Genomic DNA, 17,866 nt, shown 5'->3' with positions numbered 1-17,866 from the left:
CGCACCGGCAGCCGTCGTGCCGGCAGCCGTCGTGCCGATAGCCGTCGTGCCGGCAGCCGTCGTGCCGGCCCGGCCGGTCCTCCTCACGCCGACAGCGGGAACTCCTCGCCCAGTCCCTGGAAGACCGCCGTGTTCAGGGCGAAGGCCCGCTTGCACTCGGCGACGACCCGCTGCTTCTCCAGGTCGTCCGCGGGGATGCCGTCCAGCAGCTCGCGGTACTCGCGCTTGAACGCGGCCGGGTTGGTGATCTCCTCGAAGACGTAGAAGCGGACCCCGTCGCCCTTCTTGGCGAAGCCCCACGTCCGCTCCGCCTTGTCGCGGATGATCTGCCCGCCGGACAGGTCGCCGAGGTAGCGCGTGTAGTGGTGGGCGACGTACCCGCCGGGCCACTGCTCGGCGCACTCGCGCACCCGGGCCGCGTACTCCTCGGTCGCGGGCAGGGCGGTCAGCCCCGTGCGCCACCGCGGGCCGCGCAGGTGGGCCAGGTCCCGCTCCAGCGAGGCCAGCCTCGTCAGCTCCGGCCGGACGAACGGCCCGGCCACCGGGTCCGAGGCCAGCCGCCCGGCGCCGCCCTCCAGTGCCTCGTAGACGAACCACAGCTGCTCGGTGTAGCGCGCGTACGCGTCGACGCCGAGCCGGCCGCCGAGCAGGTCGCTCATGAAGGTGGAGGTCTCCGCCTCCACGTGCTGCTCGTGGGTGGCCGTGCGGATGAGGGTCGAGAAGGAGTCCATGAGGCCGATTTTCTATGGTTAGGCTTACCTAAGTCAATACTTTTCCGACGCCCTGTCGGTAAAAGCGTACCCGGACGCGCGAAGGCCCGCCCTCCGAGGAGAGCGGGCCTGGGGAAGAGACGCGGCGGGGCTACGGAAGGGTGAGGATCTCGGCCCCCGAGTCCGTCACCACCAGCGTGTGCTCGAACTGCGCCGTCCGCTTGCGGTCCTTCGTGACGACCGTCCAGCCGTCGTCCCACATGTCGTACTCGTGCGTCCCGAGCGTCAGCATCGGCTCGATGGTGAACGTCATCCCGGGCTGGATGACGGTCGTCGCGTGCGGGCTGTCGTAGTGCGGGACGATGAGCCCCGAGTGGAACGACGAGTTGATCCCGTGGCCGGTGAAGTCCCGCACCACCCCGTACCCGAACCGCTTCGCGTACGACTCGATGACCCGGCCGATGATGTTGATCTGCCGGCCCGGCTTGACCGCCTTGATCGCGCGGGCCAGCGCCTCGCGGGTGCGCTCGACCAGCAGCCGGCTCTCCTCGTCGACGTCGCCGACGAGGTAGGTCGCGTTGTTGTCGCCGTGCACACCGCCGATGTACGCCGTCACGTCGAGGTTGACGATGTCACCGTCGCGCAGCACCGTGGAGTCGGGGATGCCGTGGCAGATGACCTCGTTGACCGAGCTGCACAGGGACTTGGGGAAACCGCGGTAGCCGAGCGTCGAGGGGTAGGCGCCGTGGTCGCACATGTACGCGTGCGCCACCCGGTCCAGCTCGTCCGTCGTCACGCCGGGCGCGATGATCTTCGCGGCCTCCTCCATCGCCCGCGCCGCGATCCGGCCGGCCACGCGCATGGCCTCGATCGTCTCGGGCGTCTGCACCTCCGGTCCGGTGTAGGGCGTCGGCGCGGGTTTGCCCACGTACTCGGGCCGGCGGATGTTTCCGGGTACGGAACGGGTGGGAGAAAGCTCCCCTGGTACGAGCAGCGACTGGCCAGACATGTCAGCGAGTCTAACCAGCGGGCCTGCGAGAGCATGTCCCCGGCAGGTGGGTGAAAGGAGCCGGTCATGGCCTTGTTCAAGAAGCGCACGGTCGGAAAACCGGGCGAGTGGTACTACTGCCTGGAGCACCGGAAGGTCGAGGAGGGGCCGGACTGCCCGGGCAAGGACCGTTTCGGGCCGTACGCGTCCCGCACGGAGGCCGAGCAGGCGATGCAGACCGCCCGCGAGCGCAACCTGGAGTGGGAGAACGACCCCAGGTGGCACGACGCCTCCGCCGAGGGGCGCGCGGACGAGGGCTGACAGGGCTGACAGGGCTGACAGGGCTGACAGGACTGACAGCCGTTGCCCGGACGTCCGGTCACCAGCGGGACGGAGGCGGGGCCGTCAGGTGGTCGGCCAGGCGGGAGAGGCGGTCCCGGAAGCGGCGGCGGCCCCGGGGCGGCGGCACCGCGTTCTCGCCGGCCGCCGCGCTGACCAGGTGCTGCACCGTGTCCAGGTCCAGCTCGGCGCCGTCCGGCACGGCCAGCGTCTCGTGCGCCAGGGCCGTCAGCTCCCGCTCGCCGGTGCCGAGCGCCAGCACCGTCGCGCCGGCCCGGCGGGCGTCGTGCACCCGTTCCAGCAGCGGGGCGCCCGGATCGTCGGGTGTCACCACGAGCAGCGTCTCCCCGCGCCGGGCCGCCGCCAGCCGCCCGAGACCCACCGCGAGGTGCGCCGGGTCCGACGGGCGCGCGTCGTGCCGTACGAGCGTGGGGGCCAGCTCCGGCGTCCCCGACCAGGCGGCCTCGTCCACCAGGTGCGCCGCCAGGTGCCAGGGCTCGTACCCGGCGGTGCCCACCAGCAGCAGCCCGCCGCCGTGCGGGACCACGGACCCGCGCAGCGCCCCCGCGAACCTCCGGGTGGCCCCCAGCCACTCGGTTCCGGCGAGCACGTCCCGCAGCAGCGCGACCCGTACGGCGTCCATGGGCCCGCATCCTGCCGCAACCCGGCCCGCGCGGCCCGGGATTCGCCCGGAATTCGCCCGACCCGGGGACGGCCCGGGAACGGCCGGAGGACTGCCCGGGACTCCCCGGAGACGGTCCGAGGGCGCTCCGGGGACGCACCGAGGGCGCTCCGGGGACGCACCGAGGGCGCTCTGGGGACGCACCGGGGACGCACCGGGGACGCACCGGAAACGGCCCGACACCGGGTGGAACCCGAACCCGTCCGGCGGCCGGTACGGACGTAGGGTCGGCCCATGACCTCTACCGACAGTGCTGCACAGAAGGCCCCCGCCAAGGACCCCTGGGACCTGCCCGACGTCTCCGGGCTCGTCGTCGGCGTGCTCGGCGGCACCGGCCCCCAGGGCAAGGGCCTCGCCTACCGCCTCGCCAAGGCCGGCCAGAAGGTGATCGTCGGCTCGCGCGCCGCCGAGCGCGCCCGGGCCGCCGCCGAGGAGATCGGGCACGGCGTCGAGGGCGCCGACAACGCCGAGACCGCCCGCCGCAGCGACGTCGTGATCGTCGCCGTGCCCTGGGACGGCCACGGCAAGACCCTCGAAGCCCTGCGCGAGGAACTGTCCGGCAAGCTCGTCGTCGACTGCGTCAACCCGCTCGGCTTCGACAAGAAGGGCGCCTACGCGCTCAAGCCCGAGGAGGGCAGCGCCGCCGAGCAGGCCGCCGCCCTGCTGCCGGACAGCCGGGTCGCCGCCGCCTTCCACCACCTGTCCGCCGTCCTCCTCCAGGACCCGGAGATCGACGAGATCGACACCGACGTCATGGTGCTCGGCGAGGAGCGCGCCGACGTGGAGATCGTGCAGGCCCTCGCCGGGCGCATCGCCGGCATGCGCGGCGTCTTCGCCGGACGGCTGCGCAACGCCCACCAGGTCGAGTCGCTCGTCGCCAACCTGATCTCCGTCAACCGCCGCTACAAGGCGCACGCCGGGCTCCGCGTCACCGACGTGTGAGGCGATGGGGGACACTGGGGGTGCCGGCCGCGCCGGCGCAGTACCCGCACGTGTCCCCCGACAGGAGCCCGCCCCATGCCCCGCCTCGCCCTCTACGCCCTGGCCGTCTGCGTCCTCGCGGTGGCCGCCGCCGTCGTCTCCTTCGTGCAGGGCAGCGTCGTGATCGGCGTCGTGTGGGTGCTGCTGTCCGGCGTGTCGTCCAACATGTGCTGGTACTACGTGAAGCGGGGCCGCGACGCCCGGCGCGCCACGTCCGTCACGGGCTGACGGTGCACAGCTCGTCCGTCTGCCAGAAGCGGTACAGCTCGAAACCGCAGTAGGTGTCGATCTCGCCGATCCCGAGGGAGCGCAGGATCGCGTCGATCGCGTCGAAGAACACGCCGTTGAGGGCCGGGATCCACAGCAGCGCGAACACGATCAGCAGCCCGAACGGCGCGAGCGGCTCCACCTGCCGCCGCACGTTGTACGACAGCCACGGCTCGATCACCCCGTAGCCGTCCAGGCCCGGCACCGGCAGGAAGTTCAGGATCGCGGCCGTCACCTGGAGCAGAGCCAGGAAGGCCAGCGCCATCCGGAAGTCCCGCGGCACGCCGTCCAGCGCGTCCAGCCAGAACGGCGCCGTGCAGACGATCGCGAAGAGCACGTTGGTCAGGGGACCCGCGGCCGAGATCAGACTGTGCCGCCAACGTCCCCGGATGCGCCCGCGCTCGATGAAGACCGCACCGCCGGGCAGACCGATCCCGCCCATGATCACGAACAGCACCGGGAGCACGATGCTCAGCAGGGCGTGCGTGTACTTCACCGGGTTCAGCGTGAGGTAGCCCTTCGCGCCGACCGAGATGTCCCCGCTGTGCAGGGCGGTGCGCGCGTGCGCGTACTCGTGCAGGCACAGCGACACGACCCACGCGCCCGTCACGAACAGGAACACCGCCACGCCGGGCTGCTCGGCGTACCCGGTCCAGGTGGCCCAGCCCGTGACCGCGGTGACGGCGACGATCCCGAGGAACACGGGACTGATCCGCCGGTCGCTGGGGCGGGAGGTGGCGGTGGTCATGGGACTCCCTGGCTGTCGGACACACATGGGGCCTGCGGGGCCGGCCGGGGGACCGGCGGGACTGCCCGACCGTACCGGGCGCACCGGGAAAACGTCTCGCGGGCGGCGGGGGGTTCCGGAACAACGGCGGGAGGTTCCGGGACGTGGTCCCGCCGGCGCCCGGAGCCGGTGGTCCCGCCGCCGGTACCCGCGGCTCCACGCGCCGCACCGTCGAAACCCCGTGACCGGCTTCGACGGCAGCGGGGACAATGGACCCCGTGCGCTATCGCATCCTCGGCACCACTCAGGTACTCCGCCCCGACGGCACCCTCGTCCCGGTAGGCGGGGCGCGGCTGCGCGCGCTGCTGACCGTGCTCGCGCTCAGGCCCGGCCGGGCCGTGCCGGCGGGGCTGCTGGTGGAGGAGGTGTGGGACGGCGACCCGCCCGCCGACGCACCGGGCGCCCTGCAGGCGCTGGTCGGGCGGCTGCGCCGGGCGCTCGGCGCGGACGCGGTCGCCTCGGCCGACGGTGGTTACCGGCTCACCGCCGCCCCCGACGACGTCGACCTCCACCGCTTCGACCGGCTGGCCGGCGAGGGCACCCGCGCCCTCGCCGACGGCGACCCCGCCAAGGCGGCCGCGGCGCTCGACGACGCCCTCGCCCTGTGGCGCGGTCCGGCCCTCGCCGACCTGCCCGACCGCACCGCCGAGGCGGCCCGCTGGGAGACCCGGCGCCTGGACACCCTGCGCGCGCGCCACACCGCCGCCCTGGCCCTCGGACAGGCCGAGCCCTCCCTGCCCGAGCTGACCGCGCTGTGCGACGAGCACCCACTGGACGAGCCTCTCCAGGCCCTTCGGCTGCGCGCCCTGCGCGACACCGGCCGCGCCGCCGAGGCGCTGGCCGCCTACGAGGCCGTACGCCGGCTGCTCGCGGACCGGCTCGGCACCGATCCCGGGCCCGAACTGCGGGCCCTGCACGGGGCGCTGCTCAATCCCGGGGCGCCCGAGAAACCCTCCGTGGCCGCGACCCCCGTGGCCGCGAAGCCCCCCATGCCCCCCACGCCCCCCATGTCCGCGACGCCCGCGACACACGAGACCGGCGGGATACCTTCGGCGTCCCCGGCGTCCCCGGCGTCCCCGGCGTCCCCGGCGTCCCCGGCGTCCCCGGCGTCCCCGGCGTCCTCCCCGCCGTCCCTGCCGTCCCCGGCTCCCGCCGCCCCCGGAGCTCCCGCCGCCCCCGGAGCTCCCGAGCCCCCTGTCGCCGCCGCGGCGCCCCGCCCCCGTGGCAACCTCCGCGCCCGGCTGACCTCGTTCGTCGGCCGGGCCGCCGACCTGGAGGCCCTCCGTTCCGACCTGGCCACCACGCGGCTCGTCACCCTCCTCGGGCCCGGCGGTGCGGGCAAGACCCGGCTGTCGCAGGAGGCCGCGGAGGGCGCCGGGGACACGGCGCGGGACGGCGTGTGGCTGGCCGAACTCGCGCCCGTCGACGACCCCGACGCCGTACCGGAGGCCGTCCTGACCGCGCTGGGCGCCCGCGAGACCGTGCTGTACGGCGCCGGCGCCGAGGAGATGCGGGCCGTCGCCGCCACCGACCGGCAGGCCACCGCCGTCGAGCGCCTCGTCGAGCACTGCGGCCGGCGCCGCATGCTCATCGTCCTCGACAACTGCGAGCACGTCGTCGACGCCGCCGCCCGCCTCGCCGAGGAACTGCTCGCCCGCTGCCCGAACCTGACCGTCCTCGCCACCAGCCGGGAACCCCTCGGCGTACCGGGGGAGCTGCTGCGCCCGGTGGAGCCGCTGCCCGAGCCGGCCGCGCTGCGGCTGCTCGCCGACCGGGGCGCCGCCGCCCGCCCCGGCTTCCGTACCGACGCCGACGAGGAGACTGCGGCCGCCTGCGCCGAGATCTGCCGCCGCCTCGACGGCCTGCCGCTGGCCATCGAACTGGCCGCCGCCCGGCTGCGGATGCTGACCCCGCGCCAGATCGCCGACCGCCTCGACGACCGTTTCCGCCTGCTCACCTCCGGCAGCCGCACCGTCCTGCCCCGCCAGCAGACACTGCGCGCGGTCGTCGACTGGTCCTGGGACCTGCTCGACGGGCACGAACGGGACGTGCTGGGACGCCTGTCCGTCTTCGCGGGCGGCTGCGACCTCGCCGCCGCCGAGGCCGTGTGCGGGCCCGCCACCCTGGACGCGCTCGGCTCCCTGGTCGACAAGTCCCTCGTCGTGGCCGCGCCGTCCGGGAGCGACGGGATGCGCTACCGGCTCCTGGAGACCGTCGCCGAGTACGCCGGTGAACGCCTCGACGAGACCGGAGGCCGACCCGCCGCCGAGCGCGCGCACCTGACGTACTACCGGGAACTCGCCCGCACCACGGACCCGTTGCTGCGCGGCCCGGGGCAGCTCGCCGCCGTCGAGCGGCTGGAGCGCGAGTACGAGAACCTGCGCACCGCCCTGCGCCACGCCGTCGCCGAGCGCGACGAGCAGGAGGCGCTGAGCCTGGCCCTGTCGCTGAGCTGGTACTGGCAGATGCGCGACATGCGGGTGGAGGCCCGGAACTGGTTCAGCGAGGTCATGACCCTCGGCCCGGACCCGTTCGCCGAGCCGGTCCGCCGCGCCGAGCCGGTGTGGGAGCGGTGCACGGCCGCCCCGCCCCCGATGACCGGCGAAGTGCTCGCCGAGGCCCGCCGCGGCGTCCACCTGGCCCATCTCGCCTGCATGGACACCGAGCTGGACGCCTGGCAGAGCCCGGCGGCCAAGCGGAAGCTGCGCGCCATCACCGAGACGTACGAACCGGGCATGCCCCAGACCTGCTTCCCTCCCGGCCTGCTCTGGTTCTTCGCCGTGGTGCTCTCCGGCGACATGGAGCGGCTGCGCGAGATCATGGACGGCGCCGTGCGCACCTGCCGCGAGACGCCGGGATACGACTGGGCGCTGGCCGGCAGCCTCCAGATGCGCGCCAACTTCCTCGCCAACCGCGCCGAGTGGGCGGGCGACGCCACCAGTGACGCCGACGAGGCGCTGGAGATCTACCGCCGCCTCGGCGACGCCTGGGGCACCGCCGAGGCCCTCGCCGCCCGCGGCGAGGCCCGGGAGCGCAAGGGCGAGTTCCGGCTCGCCGCCGCCGACTACCGGGCCGCCGCGCAGCACGCCGAGCGGCTCGGCGCGCACGCCCAGGTGGACGTCCTGGAGGCCCGCCTCGGCAGTGTGCTGCTGGAGGCGGGCGACGGCGAGGAGGGCGAGCGCATCCTGTACGCCGTGGTCGACCGCGCCGACGTGGCCGGGCACAGCGGCGCCATGCCGGCCGCCCGGCTCTTCCTCGCCGGCTGGCTCGGCATGACCGGCCGGACCGCCGAGGCGCGGATGCAGCTGCGGCTGCTGCGCAAGGACTTCGTCATCTCGCACTTCATCGTCTTCGACGCCTTCATCCTCGCCGCCGAGGCGTGGATCGCCACGCTGGAGGACCGGCACGAGGAGTGCCTGACCAAGATCCGGGAGTCGTTGGAGCGGGCCGAGGACCCGCTGTCCGCGGCCATCGCCCCGCACATGCGCTCCGGCTACCTGACCATCGCCGCGATGGCGCTGGCCCGCGTGGACGGCGGGCGCCGGGCCGTGGACGCCGCACGCTGCATCGGCGCCGCCGAGGCGATGCTGCCGCCGGACCACGTCCCGATGGGCCTGGAGCGGGACGCGCGTGACCGGGCCGCCGAGCGGGTCCGCGAGGTGCTCGACTCCGAGGCGTACGAGGCCGCGTACGCCGAGGGCGGCGGTCTCTCCGTGGAGGAGGCCACCGCCCTCGTCTGAGGCGAACGCGACTCAGCTCTTCGTACGGAACTTGTGGATGGCGACCGGCGCCATCACCGCCGTCAGGGCCGCCGACCAGCCCAGCGTCACCCACAGGTCGTGCGTGACGGGGCCGCCCACCATCAGCCCGCGCGCGGTGTCCGCGAGGGCGGAGAGCGGGTTGTAGTCGGTGAACGACTGCAGCCAGCCCGGCATTGAGTCGGTCGGCGCGAAGATCGACGAGCCGAACTGGAGCGGCATCAGCACCAGGAAGCCCATCCCCTGCACGGACTGCGCGTTCTTCATGATCACGCCGAGGGTGATGAACACCCACATCAGGGCCGAGCCGAACACCGCGGACAGACCGACCGAGGCCAGCAGCCCGGCCCAGTTGGTGATGTCGAAGCCGACGAGAACGGCGACGACCATCAGCACCGCGGTCGCGAACAGCATCCGCAGGAGCTCCACGGCGATCTTGGCGAACAGCACCGAGCCGCGGCCGATCGGCAGCGACCGGAAGCGGTCCATGACACCGGAGTTGAAGTCCTGGTTGAAGCCGGTGCCGACTCCCTGGGCCATGGTCATGCCCATCATGGCCATCAGGCCGGGGACGACGTACTGCACGTACGCCTCCTGGCCGCCGCCCAGCGACTGCCCGATGGAGCCGCCGAAGACGTACACGAACAGGAGCGTGAAGACGATCGGGAACAGGATGGCGTCGAACATCGACTCCGGGTCCTGCCGGATCCACAGCAGGTTGCGGCGGACCAGGGCGCTGGTGTGCCGCAGATGCCCGCGCACCGAGATCCGGGCGTCGCCGGCCGGCCGCACGGGGACCGGGGAGGCGGGAGCTGTGGGGGCGGTGGTGGTGGCGCTCATACGGCGACCTCCTCGCGGGCGTCGGCGGGCGCGGTGTCCTGCGGGGCACTGGCGCGGTGGCCGGTGAGGGACAGGAAGACCTCGTCCAGGCTGGGCAGTTCGGTGGTGATGGAGGCGATCGTGATGCCGCGCGCGGTGACCGCGCCGACCACGGCGGTCAGCTGCTCGTCGCTGAGGATCGGCACCAGGGCGGCGCCGCGCTCCGTGTCCACGGTGGAGCTGGCGAGCCCGGTGATGCCCAGCTCGTCCAGGTAGGAGGCGAGCGGGCGCAGCTGGAGCGGGTCGGCCGGGCGGATGCGCAGGGTGCGGCCGCCGACCTTGGCCTTCAGCTCCTCGATGCCGCCGTTCGCGATGACCTTGCCGCGGTCCACGACGGTCAGCTCGGAGGCGAGCTGCTCGGCCTCCTCCATGTACTGGGTGGTGAGCAGCACGGTGACGCCGTCGCCGACCATGCGCTTGACCTCGTCCCACACCTCGTTGCGGGTGCGCGGGTCCAGACCGGTCGTGGGCTCGTCCAGGTACAGCACCGCCGGGTGCCCGATCATGGAGGCGGCGAGGTCGAGGCGGCGCCGCATGCCGCCCGAGTAGGTGGCAGCGGGCCGCTTGCCCGCCTCGGTGAGCGAGAACCGCTCCAGCAGCTCGTCGGCCCGGGCGCGCGCGTCCTTGCGGGACAGGTCGAGCAGCCGGCCGATCAGGTAGAGGTTCTCCCAGCCGGGGAGCTTCTCGTCCACGGACGCGTACTGCCCGGTGAGCCCTATCACCCGCCGCAGCTGCCGCGGCTGCCGTACGACGTCGTAGCCGGCGACGTGCGCCCGGCCGGCGTCGGGGGTGATCAGGGTGGACAGGATGCGGACGAGGGTGGTCTTGCCGGCGCCGTTCGGCCCGAGCACACCCATCACGGTGCCCTCGCGCACATCCAGGTCGACACCGTCCAGCGCCTTGGTCTCGCCGTAGTGCTTGACCAGCCCCCGCACGGTGACCGCGCTGCCCGCGGCCGGGGGGTTGTCGTCGATTCGCTTCATGCCGACGACGTTGTCAGCCCCCGCCGACAAACCACCGACATCCGGCCGACACCGGCCCCGGGGTATCGATATCCCCCGGGGCCGGTGTTCGGTGCCGCGATGGCTCAGTGGACGGAGTGCTCGTCCTGCGGGAACGTTCCGCCGACGACGTCCTCGGCGTACGCCTTCGCCGCGTCGCCCATGACCTTGCGCAGGTCGGCGTACTGCTTGACGAACTTCGGCACCCGGCCGCCGGTCAGCCCGAGCATGTCGGTCCACACCAGCACCTGGGCGTCGGTGCCGGGTCCGGCCCCGATGCCGACCGTCGGGATGTGCAGCGTCCGCGTCACCTCGGCGGCCAGCTCGGCCGGCACCAGCTCCAGGACGACCGCGAAGGCACCCGCGTCCTGCACGGCCTTGGCGTCGCGCAGCAGTTGCTGGGCCGCCTCCTCGCCCCGGCCCTGCACCCGGTAGCCCATGGCGTTGACGGACTGCGGGGTGAGGCCGATGTGCGCCATCACGGGGATGCCGGACTCCACCAGCAGTTCGATCTGCCGGTGCGAGCGCTCGCCGCCCTCCAGCTTGACCGCACCGGCCCCGGCCTCCTTCACCAGCCGGGTCGCCGAGCGCAGCGCCTGCACCGGACCCTCCTGGTAGGAGCCGAAGGGCAGGTCCGCGACGATCAGGGCGCGGCTGGTGCCCCGTACGACGGCGGCCGAGAGCATCGTCATCTCGTCCAGCGTGACGGGCACGGTGGTGTCGTAGCCGAGGTGGCAGTTGCCCGCGGAGTCGCCGACGAGCATGACCGGGATGCCGGCCTCGTCGAAGACGGACGCGGTCATCGCGTCGTACGCGGTGAGCATGGGCCACTTCTCGCCGCGCTCCTTGGCGGCGGTGATGTCCCGGACGGTGATACGACGGTTGCTCTTGCCTCCGTACAGCGCCTTGTTCCCGTCGGCGGGCTTGCGCTGAGGCGTCTGGGCAGCCGAGAGCTGCGTCATGGCAACGGCTCCTTCATGTCATCTCGAGGCGCCCTGACGGCGTCCCCGGATCCCTTCCATGGTGGCACCTCGTGAGCCCCGGCGGCTAGGGGCCCCCGTCGCGGGGCGCGCGAGGGGGGATGTCGCGTGCGGGGGGAAGGCCGCGCACGCGGAACGTCGCGCGCCGGGAAGGACGCGCGGGGGAAATTAGCGCGAGGGGGAATTCGCGCGGGGAAAGGGGAGGGAGGGAAAGGGGAGGGAGGGGGTGAAATGTGCCCGTTGTGTCACAGGGCCGACCGTGTCGACGGTCACCGGAACTCCGGACTCCGCCTCGTGCGTCCTCGTGCCCGTACGGCCGTCATGGGACGGCAGGATCGGAACCGATCATCCCCTAGGGTGCTGAGTCACGGGGGGCGACGGTGTGCACGGCAGTCAGTGAGGCAACGGTATGGCGCAGCAGGCGTACATGACGGAGACGGACAACGGCGACTCGGGTCCCGAGCGCCGGGATACCCGGATTCGGCGTCTGTTCGACCGGCTGGTCACCGGCTGGCGCGGCGACCGGCGGATCTGGCGCCGGGGCCTGGTCACCGCCGCGGTGGCCCTGCTCCTGGCCGGCGTCATGGCGGCCCACTCACGCATCCCGAACGCCATCGGCAACCTCGGCAGCCTCACGGAGACCTTCCTGCCGTGGTTCGGCCTGCTGGTCCCGGTCCTGCTGGTGATCGCCGTCGTCCGCAAGTCGGCGACGGCGCTGATCGCGCTGGTGCTGCCGGTGAGCGTGTGGCTCAACCTCTTCGGCGGCCTGCTCTTCGACAAGACCGGCGCCGGCGGTGACCTCACGGTGGCCACGCACAACGTCAACGCCGACAACGCCGATCCCGCCGGCACCGCCCGCGCCGTGGCCGCGGCCGACGCGGACGTGCTGGCCCTGGAGGAGCTGAAGGCGTCCGCCGTGCCGACGTACGAGCGGGCGCTGGAGCCGAAGTACCGGCACCACGCGGTCGTCGGCACCGTCGGGCTGTGGAGCAAGTACCCGGTGAGCGACGTGAAGGCCGTCGACATCCGGCTGGGCTGGAAGCGCGCGATGCGCGCCACCGTCGCCACCCCGTCCGGCCCGGTCGCGGTGTACGTCGCCCACCTGCCCTCCGTACGGGTGAAACTGGAGGCCGGGTTCACCGCCCGGCAGCGGGACAAGAGCGCCGAGGCCCTCGGCGAGGCCATCTCCCACGAGAAGCTGCCCCGCAAGATCCTGCTCGGCGACCTCAACGGCACCATGAACGACCGCGCGCTCACCGCGATCACCTCCCAGATGCGCTCCCCGCAGGGTGCCGTGGGCAACGGCTTCGGCTTCAGCTGGCCCGCGTCGTTCCCGATGGCCCGCATCGACCAGATCCTGGTCACCGGCGTCGACCCGGTGACCAGCTGGACCCTCCCCGAGACCGGCAGCGACCACCTTCCGATCGCCGCCCGTGTGAAGGTCGACACAACGGCTTCCTGAGATTCGCCGGTGGAATACTCGCCCTGAGAGGCTTTGTTCCGTACGGGAACATAACGACGTCCGGATGGGGCGTCCAGACAGACGCCCATCCCGTACGGACACCTCCGCTCGAAAGGCGAGACCCCTCATGCCCCTGGCCCTGCTCGCCCTTGCCGTGGGCGCCTTCGGCATCGGTACGACCGAGTTCGTGATGATGGGCCTGCTGCCCGACGTCGCGGAAGACCTGAACATCTCGATCCCCAGCGCCGGCCACCTGGTCTCGGCCTACGCGCTCGGCGTCGTCATCGGCGCCCCGCTGCTCGCGGCGGCGACCGCCCGGATGTCGCGCCGTACGGTCCTCATCGCCCTCATGGTCCTCTTCGTGGCCGGCAACGCGCTCTCCGCGGTCGCGCCCGGGGAGGGCTCCCTCCTGGCCGCCCGTTTCGTCAGCGGTCTGCCGCACGGTGCCTTCTTCGGCGTCGGCGCGGTGGTCGCCACCGGGATGGTGGCGCCGGAACGCAAGGCCCGCTCCGTCTCCCTGATGTTCCTCGGCCTCACGGTCGCCAACATCGTCGGCGTGCCCGCGGCCACGGCCATGGGCCAGCAGCTGGGCTGGCGGGCCACCTTCCTCGGCGTGAGCGCGATCGGCGTCGCGGCCATAGCGGCACTCGTCGCGCTGATCCCCCGCGAGAACGCCCCCGCACCCACCACCGGCCTGCGCGGCGAACTGGCCGCCCTGCGCTCCCTCCCCGTCTGGCTGGCGCTCGGCACGACGGTCGCGGGCTTCGGCGCGCTGTTCTCCGCGTACAGCTACATCACCCCGATGCTCACGGACGCCGCCGGGTTCGCCGAGGCCAGTGTGACGCTGCTGCTGGCGCTGTTCGGCGTCGGCGCCACCGCGGGCAACCTGCTGGGCGGCCGGCTGGCCGACCACTCCCTGCGGGGCACCCTCTTCGGCGGCCTCGCCTCGCTGGTCCTGGTCCTCGCCCTCTTCCCGCTCCTGATGCGCACGGAGGTCACCGCGGCCGTCGCGGTGGCCCTCCTGGGCATGGCCGCCTTCCTCACCGGCTCCCCGCTCCAGCTGATGGTCATGGAGAAGGCGTCCGCGGCCCCCTCGCTGGCCTCCTCCGCCAACCAGGCCGCCTTCAACCTCGCCAACGCCGGCGGTGCCTGGATCGGCGGCCTCGCCCTCGCGGCGGGCTTCGGCGCCACCTCCCCGGCGACGGCGGGCGCGGCGCTGGCGGTGCTCGGCGTGGCGGTCGCGGGCGCGGCCTACGCGGTGGACCGCCGCCGTGCCGCTTCCGCTCCGGTCGCCGGGCGGGAACGCGTGGTCGCGGGCCACGTGCCGGAGCCCGCGGAAACGGTCCGCCGGTAACGTCCGGCGCCCGTCTCCCAGGGACAGGTGCCGGGAGGGCCCGGGCCGGGCCCGGCGATGGCGACCTGCGGTTTTCTCCGCGCGACCGGCCGGCCCGGGTCCGCCGATCGTCGCGGGGCCCGCCCGGTGGGGGAGGGCAGGAGCGCGAGGAGCGGGAGATTACTGGGGCGGAAAGTGTGTCAAAGGCCGACAAATAGCCACTCGTCGTGAGACGGACGGTCACGTGTGACGCCCGGTGTGCGCCCTCCGGCACACGCCGGGTCGTCCGGGAGACGGACACGGGACCTCACACAGGACATCCGACGAGGGGAAGTCGCCGATGAGTGAGTCCGTACAGACCGGCCCCAGGAGCAAAACCGGGGACAAGGTCAGAACAGAGGCCGCCGCGACGGCCGGGCAGGCCGGACAGGCCGCGGGCCAGGTCGCCGGAACCGCGGCGGAACAGGCCAGGCACGTGGCCGACGAGGCCCGGCAGCAGGCCGGTACGGCCATCCAGGACCTGCGCGGCCGTGCGATGACCGAGGCCAACGGCCAGACCAGGCGCGCGGCCGGCACGCTGCGGCAGTGGGCGGACGACCTCGCCGACCTCGCCGAGAACGCCCACAAGGAGTCCGCGGTCCGCGGCCTGGCGACGCAGGCGGCCGACCGGGGGCACCGTGCGGCCGGCTACCTGGAGAGGCAGGGGGCCGAAGGCCTCGTGTCCGACCTCCAGGGCTTCGCCCGCCGGCGCCCCGGGGCCTTCCTCGGTGGCGCGCTACTGGCCGGACTGGCCGTCGGGCGCCTGGCGAAGGCGGGCAGCGCCGCCCGGTCGGACGGCTCCGGACAGGGGCCGGCCACCGGTCCGGCGGGCCGCGACGGCCTGGCCGCCGCCCCGGACACCGCGCCGCTGCCGCCCGGCCCCGCGCCGGGTGCCCCGCCGCGGGTGGCCCCCGCCAGCGCACCGGTCCCACCCGCCACCGGTATACCGCCGGGCGGCGCGCCGGGACGTGCGCACCCGGGGGTGTGAGATGGCCACCGTCCGACCCGCGCCCCGCCCCGCACGCCCCACCGAACCGCACGTCGACGACAGGTCCGTCGGGCAGCTCATGTCCCGCGTGACCGCGGACCTGCAGACCCTCTTCCGGCAGGAGATCGAGCTGGCCAAGGCCGAGATCAAGGAGGAGGGAACGAGGGCGGGCAAGGCCGCCGGAATGTTCGGCGGAGCCGGTTTCGCCGGCTACATGGTCCTCCTGTTCCTCTCGCTGGCCGCCGTGCTGGGCCTGGCCAACGTCATGGACGGGGGATGGGCGGCCCTGATCGTGACCGCGGTGTGGGCCGTCGTCGCGGCCGTGCTGTACATGAAGGGCCGCGCGGGCATGCGCACGGTCTCCCCGAAGCCCGAGCGAACCGTCGAGACCATGAAGGAGAACGCGGAATGGGCACGTCACCCGACCAGATGAGGGCCGAGATCGAGGCCACGCGCGGCCAGCTCTCCACGGACGTGGACCAGCTCGCCGAGCGGACCAGTCCCCGGCGGGCGGTCCGCCGCCGCCGGGCCAGGATGCGCGGCGCGGTATCGGGCGTGCGCGACCGGGTCATGGGCACGGCGTCGCACACCGTCCACAGTGTCACCGGCACCGCGCACTCCGCCGCCGGTTCGGTCTCGGACACCGCGCACTCCGCGGCGGGTTCGGTCTCGGACACCGCGCACTCCGCGGCGGGCTCGGTCCAGGAAGGGACCGGGCGGGCGGCCGAGGCGGCGCGCGGCGCGGCCGGCCAGGCGGGAGAAGCCGCACAGCAGGCGCCCGAGATGGCCCGCCGCCAGACCCGGGGCAACCCGCTGGCCGCCGGCCTGGTCGCCTTCGGCGTCGGCCTGCTGGCGTCCTCCCTGCTGCCCGCCTCCCGGACCGAGCAGGAGAAGGCCGCCGAGCTGATGGAGCGCGGCGGCGAGGCCCTGGAGCCGGTGAAGCAGGCCGCCGCCGAGTCCGCGCAGCACCTGAAGGAAGGCGCCAAGGAGGTGACGCAGAGCGCGGCCGCCGAGGTGAAGGACAGCGCGGCGCAGGCCGCCCGCACCACACAGGACGAGGCCCGCGACCGCGGCGGCGAGGTCGCCGGTCAGGCGCGGGACTCCGGCCGGCACCTCAAGGACGAGGCCCGGCAGCAGCGCCCGGGTTCCACCTAGCGCAGCGTCGGCGAGGACTGAGCTGACATGGGCGGGCCCCGGACGACGGCGGATGCTGTCGGTCCGGGGCCCGCCTTCACCTGTTGTCAGCGCACGTCAGCGGTGTGGCTCAGAAGCTGGTGGTGCGTGCGTGGCCCTCCGCGGCACCGCCGGGCGTCACCGAGGCGCCGAGGCCGCCGCTGACGGCGAGCGGGCCGGCCTCCGCGTAGAGGCCCGCGCCGGCGGTACCACCGACCGTGATGACGGCCGCGCCGGCGTCGATGCCGATCTGGCCGCCGGACACCTGGTCCAGGTCCGCGTCGGAGATTTCAGCCGTTTCGACCTGGGGGACGAGGTTCATGGCAGGTCTTTCCTTTCGTATGCACGAATTCAGAGCGGCGAAGCACGCCTGGAATCCGGAGTGGGGATCCGGAACCGCTCACCGGCGTGCCGCGCACTGATCCAAGCACGCCGGTGATCTTCCGACCAGCCGCGCGCTGTCGGGATCTCCCGCGCGGCGTCGCCGTATTCATCAGTGTGCGAATGCCGTTATGGAAATGGCCCGCGCCTTCACAATACCCGTCGGTAGTGGGTGCCCTCCGGGCCCAGGACGCGCATGGTGGACCCGGTTCGCCTCTTTCCCCCGCGTTCCATGCGGCCGTGTGATGAACGGTGTGTGGGTCCGAGGGACGTTTCGGGTCGGACTCCGGCACAAGGGGGTGTGACACGACGGAGGGGGTTCGACCGGGGTCGAGCAGCCGCTCGGAGCCGTGCCGGAAGGCCGGACGGTCGCGGCCGGCCCAGCGGAAGAGCCCGCCGGCAGGCCGGCGGGCTCTCGCGAAGTGCTGAGGTCAAGGTGCCGTCAGGTCAGTGCCGTCAGGTCAGTGCCATCAGGTCAGATGGTCGGAGTCTCGTCGATGACCTCTTTGTGCGGTTCGACGATGAACTTCCAGCCGTCGCTGGGCTCCATGAACCGCACTCGGGTCGGATAGATGTCCAGGGCGCGGCGGTCGCGGATCTGGCCGCTCGCGTTCTTCCGCGCCCGGGCCGGCTCCTCGAACAGGTCGACCTTGACGTCCGGCACCGTGATGACCTGCTCGCTCCAGCGCTGGACGATTCCCGCGCCGAAGGCGTCCCGGGCCGCGGAGTAGAGCGACTCCAGGGATTCCTTGCTCCCGTTGGGAACGAAGAGGGCGAGGTTCAGGAGTACGCCGGCATTCTGGAGAACCTCGATCTCTTCCCCGGTCTTGTCGGCAACCCAGATCCCGGGCTCCTCGGCATTGTCCGGGAGAACACGGATTTCCTGACCGAATACCGTCCTCGCGGTGAAGGAGCCCCCCTCGAAATTTTTACCCGGCTCCGTCAGGGAGGCCGGGGCGTAGCAGTCGAGAGGAAGGCCGTCCATCTCCGCCGAGACGAAGATTTCGTCCTGAGGACTCAATCCCGTAAGCTCTTCGGCCGTAAGACGTCGAGCCGTGACCTTCTCGGTGTTCACACCATTCCCCTTTTTTCGCGGCGTTCTGCGAATTCACCGAAAC

At 73.1% G+C, this 17,866-nt stretch carries 18 protein-coding genes; 9 read left to right on the top strand and 9 right to left on the bottom strand.

All coding sequences use genetic code 11. The features are described from left to right. Positions 1-83: 83 nt before the first annotated feature. Together ACZ7G3_RS28515 and map are read right to left on the bottom strand one after the other, a co-directional pair. Positions 84-731: a biliverdin-producing heme oxygenase gene (locus ACZ7G3_RS28515; protein WP_470928846.1), complete on the bottom strand. Its 648-nt coding sequence runs from the start codon at positions 729-731 to the stop codon at positions 84-86. Between the two features lie 130 nt (positions 732-861). Continuing rightward, positions 862-1,719 carry a type I methionyl aminopeptidase gene (map, locus tag ACZ7G3_RS28510; RefSeq protein WP_426522490.1) on the bottom strand — a complete coding sequence of 286 codons (858 nt, stop codon included), beginning with the start codon at positions 1,717-1,719 and terminating at the stop codon, positions 862-864. Between the two features lie 66 nt (positions 1,720-1,785). Between map and ACZ7G3_RS28505 the strand changes: the two genes are divergently transcribed. Next, positions 1,786-2,019 (top strand): hypothetical protein, encoded by a 234-nt coding sequence (locus ACZ7G3_RS28505; protein WP_426601147.1) that lies wholly within the window; start codon positions 1,786-1,788, stop codon positions 2,017-2,019. A gap of 58 nt (positions 2,020-2,077) precedes the next feature. Here the strand turns inward: ACZ7G3_RS28505 and ACZ7G3_RS28500 are convergent, their stop codons facing one another. Beyond that, positions 2,078-2,680, bottom strand: coding sequence for a hypothetical protein (locus tag ACZ7G3_RS28500; protein WP_470928843.1), 603 nt, complete (start codon positions 2,678-2,680; stop codon positions 2,078-2,080). A gap of 273 nt (positions 2,681-2,953) precedes the next feature. Between ACZ7G3_RS28500 and npdG the strand changes: the two genes are divergently transcribed. Next, positions 2,954-3,661 (top strand): NADPH-dependent F420 reductase, encoded by a 708-nt coding sequence (npdG, locus tag ACZ7G3_RS28495; RefSeq protein ID WP_426601149.1) that lies wholly within the window; start codon positions 2,954-2,956, stop codon positions 3,659-3,661. A gap of 75 nt (positions 3,662-3,736) precedes the next feature. Next, positions 3,737-3,928 carry a hypothetical protein gene (locus ACZ7G3_RS28490; protein WP_369177960.1) on the top strand — a complete coding sequence of 64 codons (192 nt, stop codon included), beginning with the start codon at positions 3,737-3,739 and terminating at the stop codon, positions 3,926-3,928. On the opposite strand, the gene ACZ7G3_RS28485 is transcribed toward ACZ7G3_RS28490, so the two are convergent. Beyond that, the gene (locus ACZ7G3_RS28485; RefSeq protein ID WP_426601151.1) at positions 3,918-4,715 is read right to left on the bottom strand and encodes a site-2 protease family protein; all 798 of its coding nucleotides are present in this window, start codon (positions 4,713-4,715) and stop codon (positions 3,918-3,920) included. The genes ACZ7G3_RS28490 and ACZ7G3_RS28485 overlap by 11 nt on opposite strands. A gap of 248 nt (positions 4,716-4,963) precedes the next feature. Here ACZ7G3_RS28485 and ACZ7G3_RS28480 point away from each other — a divergent pair, with 248 nt between their 5' ends. After that, complete coding sequence (locus ACZ7G3_RS28480) at positions 4,964-8,494, top strand: AfsR/SARP family transcriptional regulator (protein WP_470928841.1); 3,531 nt, start codon at positions 4,964-4,966, stop codon at positions 8,492-8,494. 12 nt (positions 8,495-8,506) lie between these two features. Here the strand turns inward: ACZ7G3_RS28480 and ACZ7G3_RS28475 are convergent, their stop codons facing one another. The 3 genes from ACZ7G3_RS28475 to panB all read right to left on the bottom strand — a co-directional run bounded on the left by ACZ7G3_RS28475 (position 8,507) and on the right by panB (position 11,354). Continuing rightward, positions 8,507-9,352, bottom strand: coding sequence for an ABC transporter permease (locus ACZ7G3_RS28475; RefSeq protein WP_426601153.1), 846 nt, complete (start codon positions 9,350-9,352; stop codon positions 8,507-8,509). Next, positions 9,349-10,374 (bottom strand): ATP-binding cassette domain-containing protein, encoded by a 1,026-nt coding sequence (locus ACZ7G3_RS28470; RefSeq protein WP_426601154.1) that lies wholly within the window; start codon positions 10,372-10,374, stop codon positions 9,349-9,351. Before ACZ7G3_RS28470 ends, ACZ7G3_RS28475 begins: the two co-directional genes overlap by 4 nt. Positions 10,375-10,478: 104 nt before the next feature. Continuing rightward, positions 10,479-11,354, bottom strand: coding sequence for a 3-methyl-2-oxobutanoate hydroxymethyltransferase (gene panB, locus ACZ7G3_RS28465; RefSeq protein ID WP_470928839.1), 876 nt, complete (start codon positions 11,352-11,354; stop codon positions 10,479-10,481). 427 nt (positions 11,355-11,781) lie between these two features. Between panB and ACZ7G3_RS28460 the strand changes: the two genes are divergently transcribed. The 5 genes from ACZ7G3_RS28460 to ACZ7G3_RS28440 all read left to right on the top strand — a co-directional run bounded on the left by ACZ7G3_RS28460 (position 11,782) and on the right by ACZ7G3_RS28440 (position 16,349). Continuing rightward, positions 11,782-12,834, top strand: a complete 1,053-nt coding sequence (locus ACZ7G3_RS28460; protein WP_426601156.1) for an endonuclease/exonuclease/phosphatase family protein — start codon at positions 11,782-11,784, stop codon at positions 12,832-12,834. 127 nt (positions 12,835-12,961) lie between these two features. Beyond that, positions 12,962-14,188, top strand: a complete 1,227-nt coding sequence (locus tag ACZ7G3_RS28455; RefSeq protein WP_470928837.1) for an MFS transporter — start codon at positions 12,962-12,964, stop codon at positions 14,186-14,188. 319 nt (positions 14,189-14,507) lie between these two features. Then, a complete protein-coding gene (locus ACZ7G3_RS28450) occupies positions 14,508-15,194 on the top strand; it encodes a hypothetical protein (RefSeq protein WP_470928835.1) in 687 nt (228 codons plus the stop codon). A 1-nt stretch (position 15,195) separates the two neighbouring features. After that, positions 15,196-15,627, top strand: coding sequence for a phage holin family protein (locus tag ACZ7G3_RS28445; protein WP_470928833.1), 432 nt, complete (start codon positions 15,196-15,198; stop codon positions 15,625-15,627). Further along, positions 15,603-16,349: a DUF3618 domain-containing protein gene (locus ACZ7G3_RS28440; protein ID WP_470928831.1), complete on the top strand. Its 747-nt coding sequence runs from the start codon at positions 15,603-15,605 to the stop codon at positions 16,347-16,349. The genes ACZ7G3_RS28445 and ACZ7G3_RS28440 overlap by 25 nt, the downstream gene beginning before the upstream one ends. A gap of 109 nt (positions 16,350-16,458) precedes the next feature. Here ACZ7G3_RS28440 and ACZ7G3_RS28435 read toward each other — a convergent pair whose 3' ends face one another. Both ACZ7G3_RS28435 and ACZ7G3_RS28430 read right to left on the bottom strand, forming a co-directional pair. Then, positions 16,459-16,689, bottom strand: coding sequence for a hypothetical protein (locus ACZ7G3_RS28435; protein WP_470928829.1), 231 nt, complete (start codon positions 16,687-16,689; stop codon positions 16,459-16,461). Positions 16,690-17,223: 534 nt separating this feature from the next. Further along, complete coding sequence (locus ACZ7G3_RS28430) at positions 17,224-17,823, bottom strand: hypothetical protein (protein WP_470928827.1); 600 nt, start codon at positions 17,821-17,823, stop codon at positions 17,224-17,226. Between the last annotated feature and the right edge of the window lie 43 nt (positions 17,824-17,866).

It is taken from the genome of Streptomyces sp. NPDC037271 (assembly GCF_055603605.1).
The sequence above is the reverse complement of the archived record's forward strand: the minus strand, read 5'-3'. Positions and strand labels throughout refer to the sequence as shown.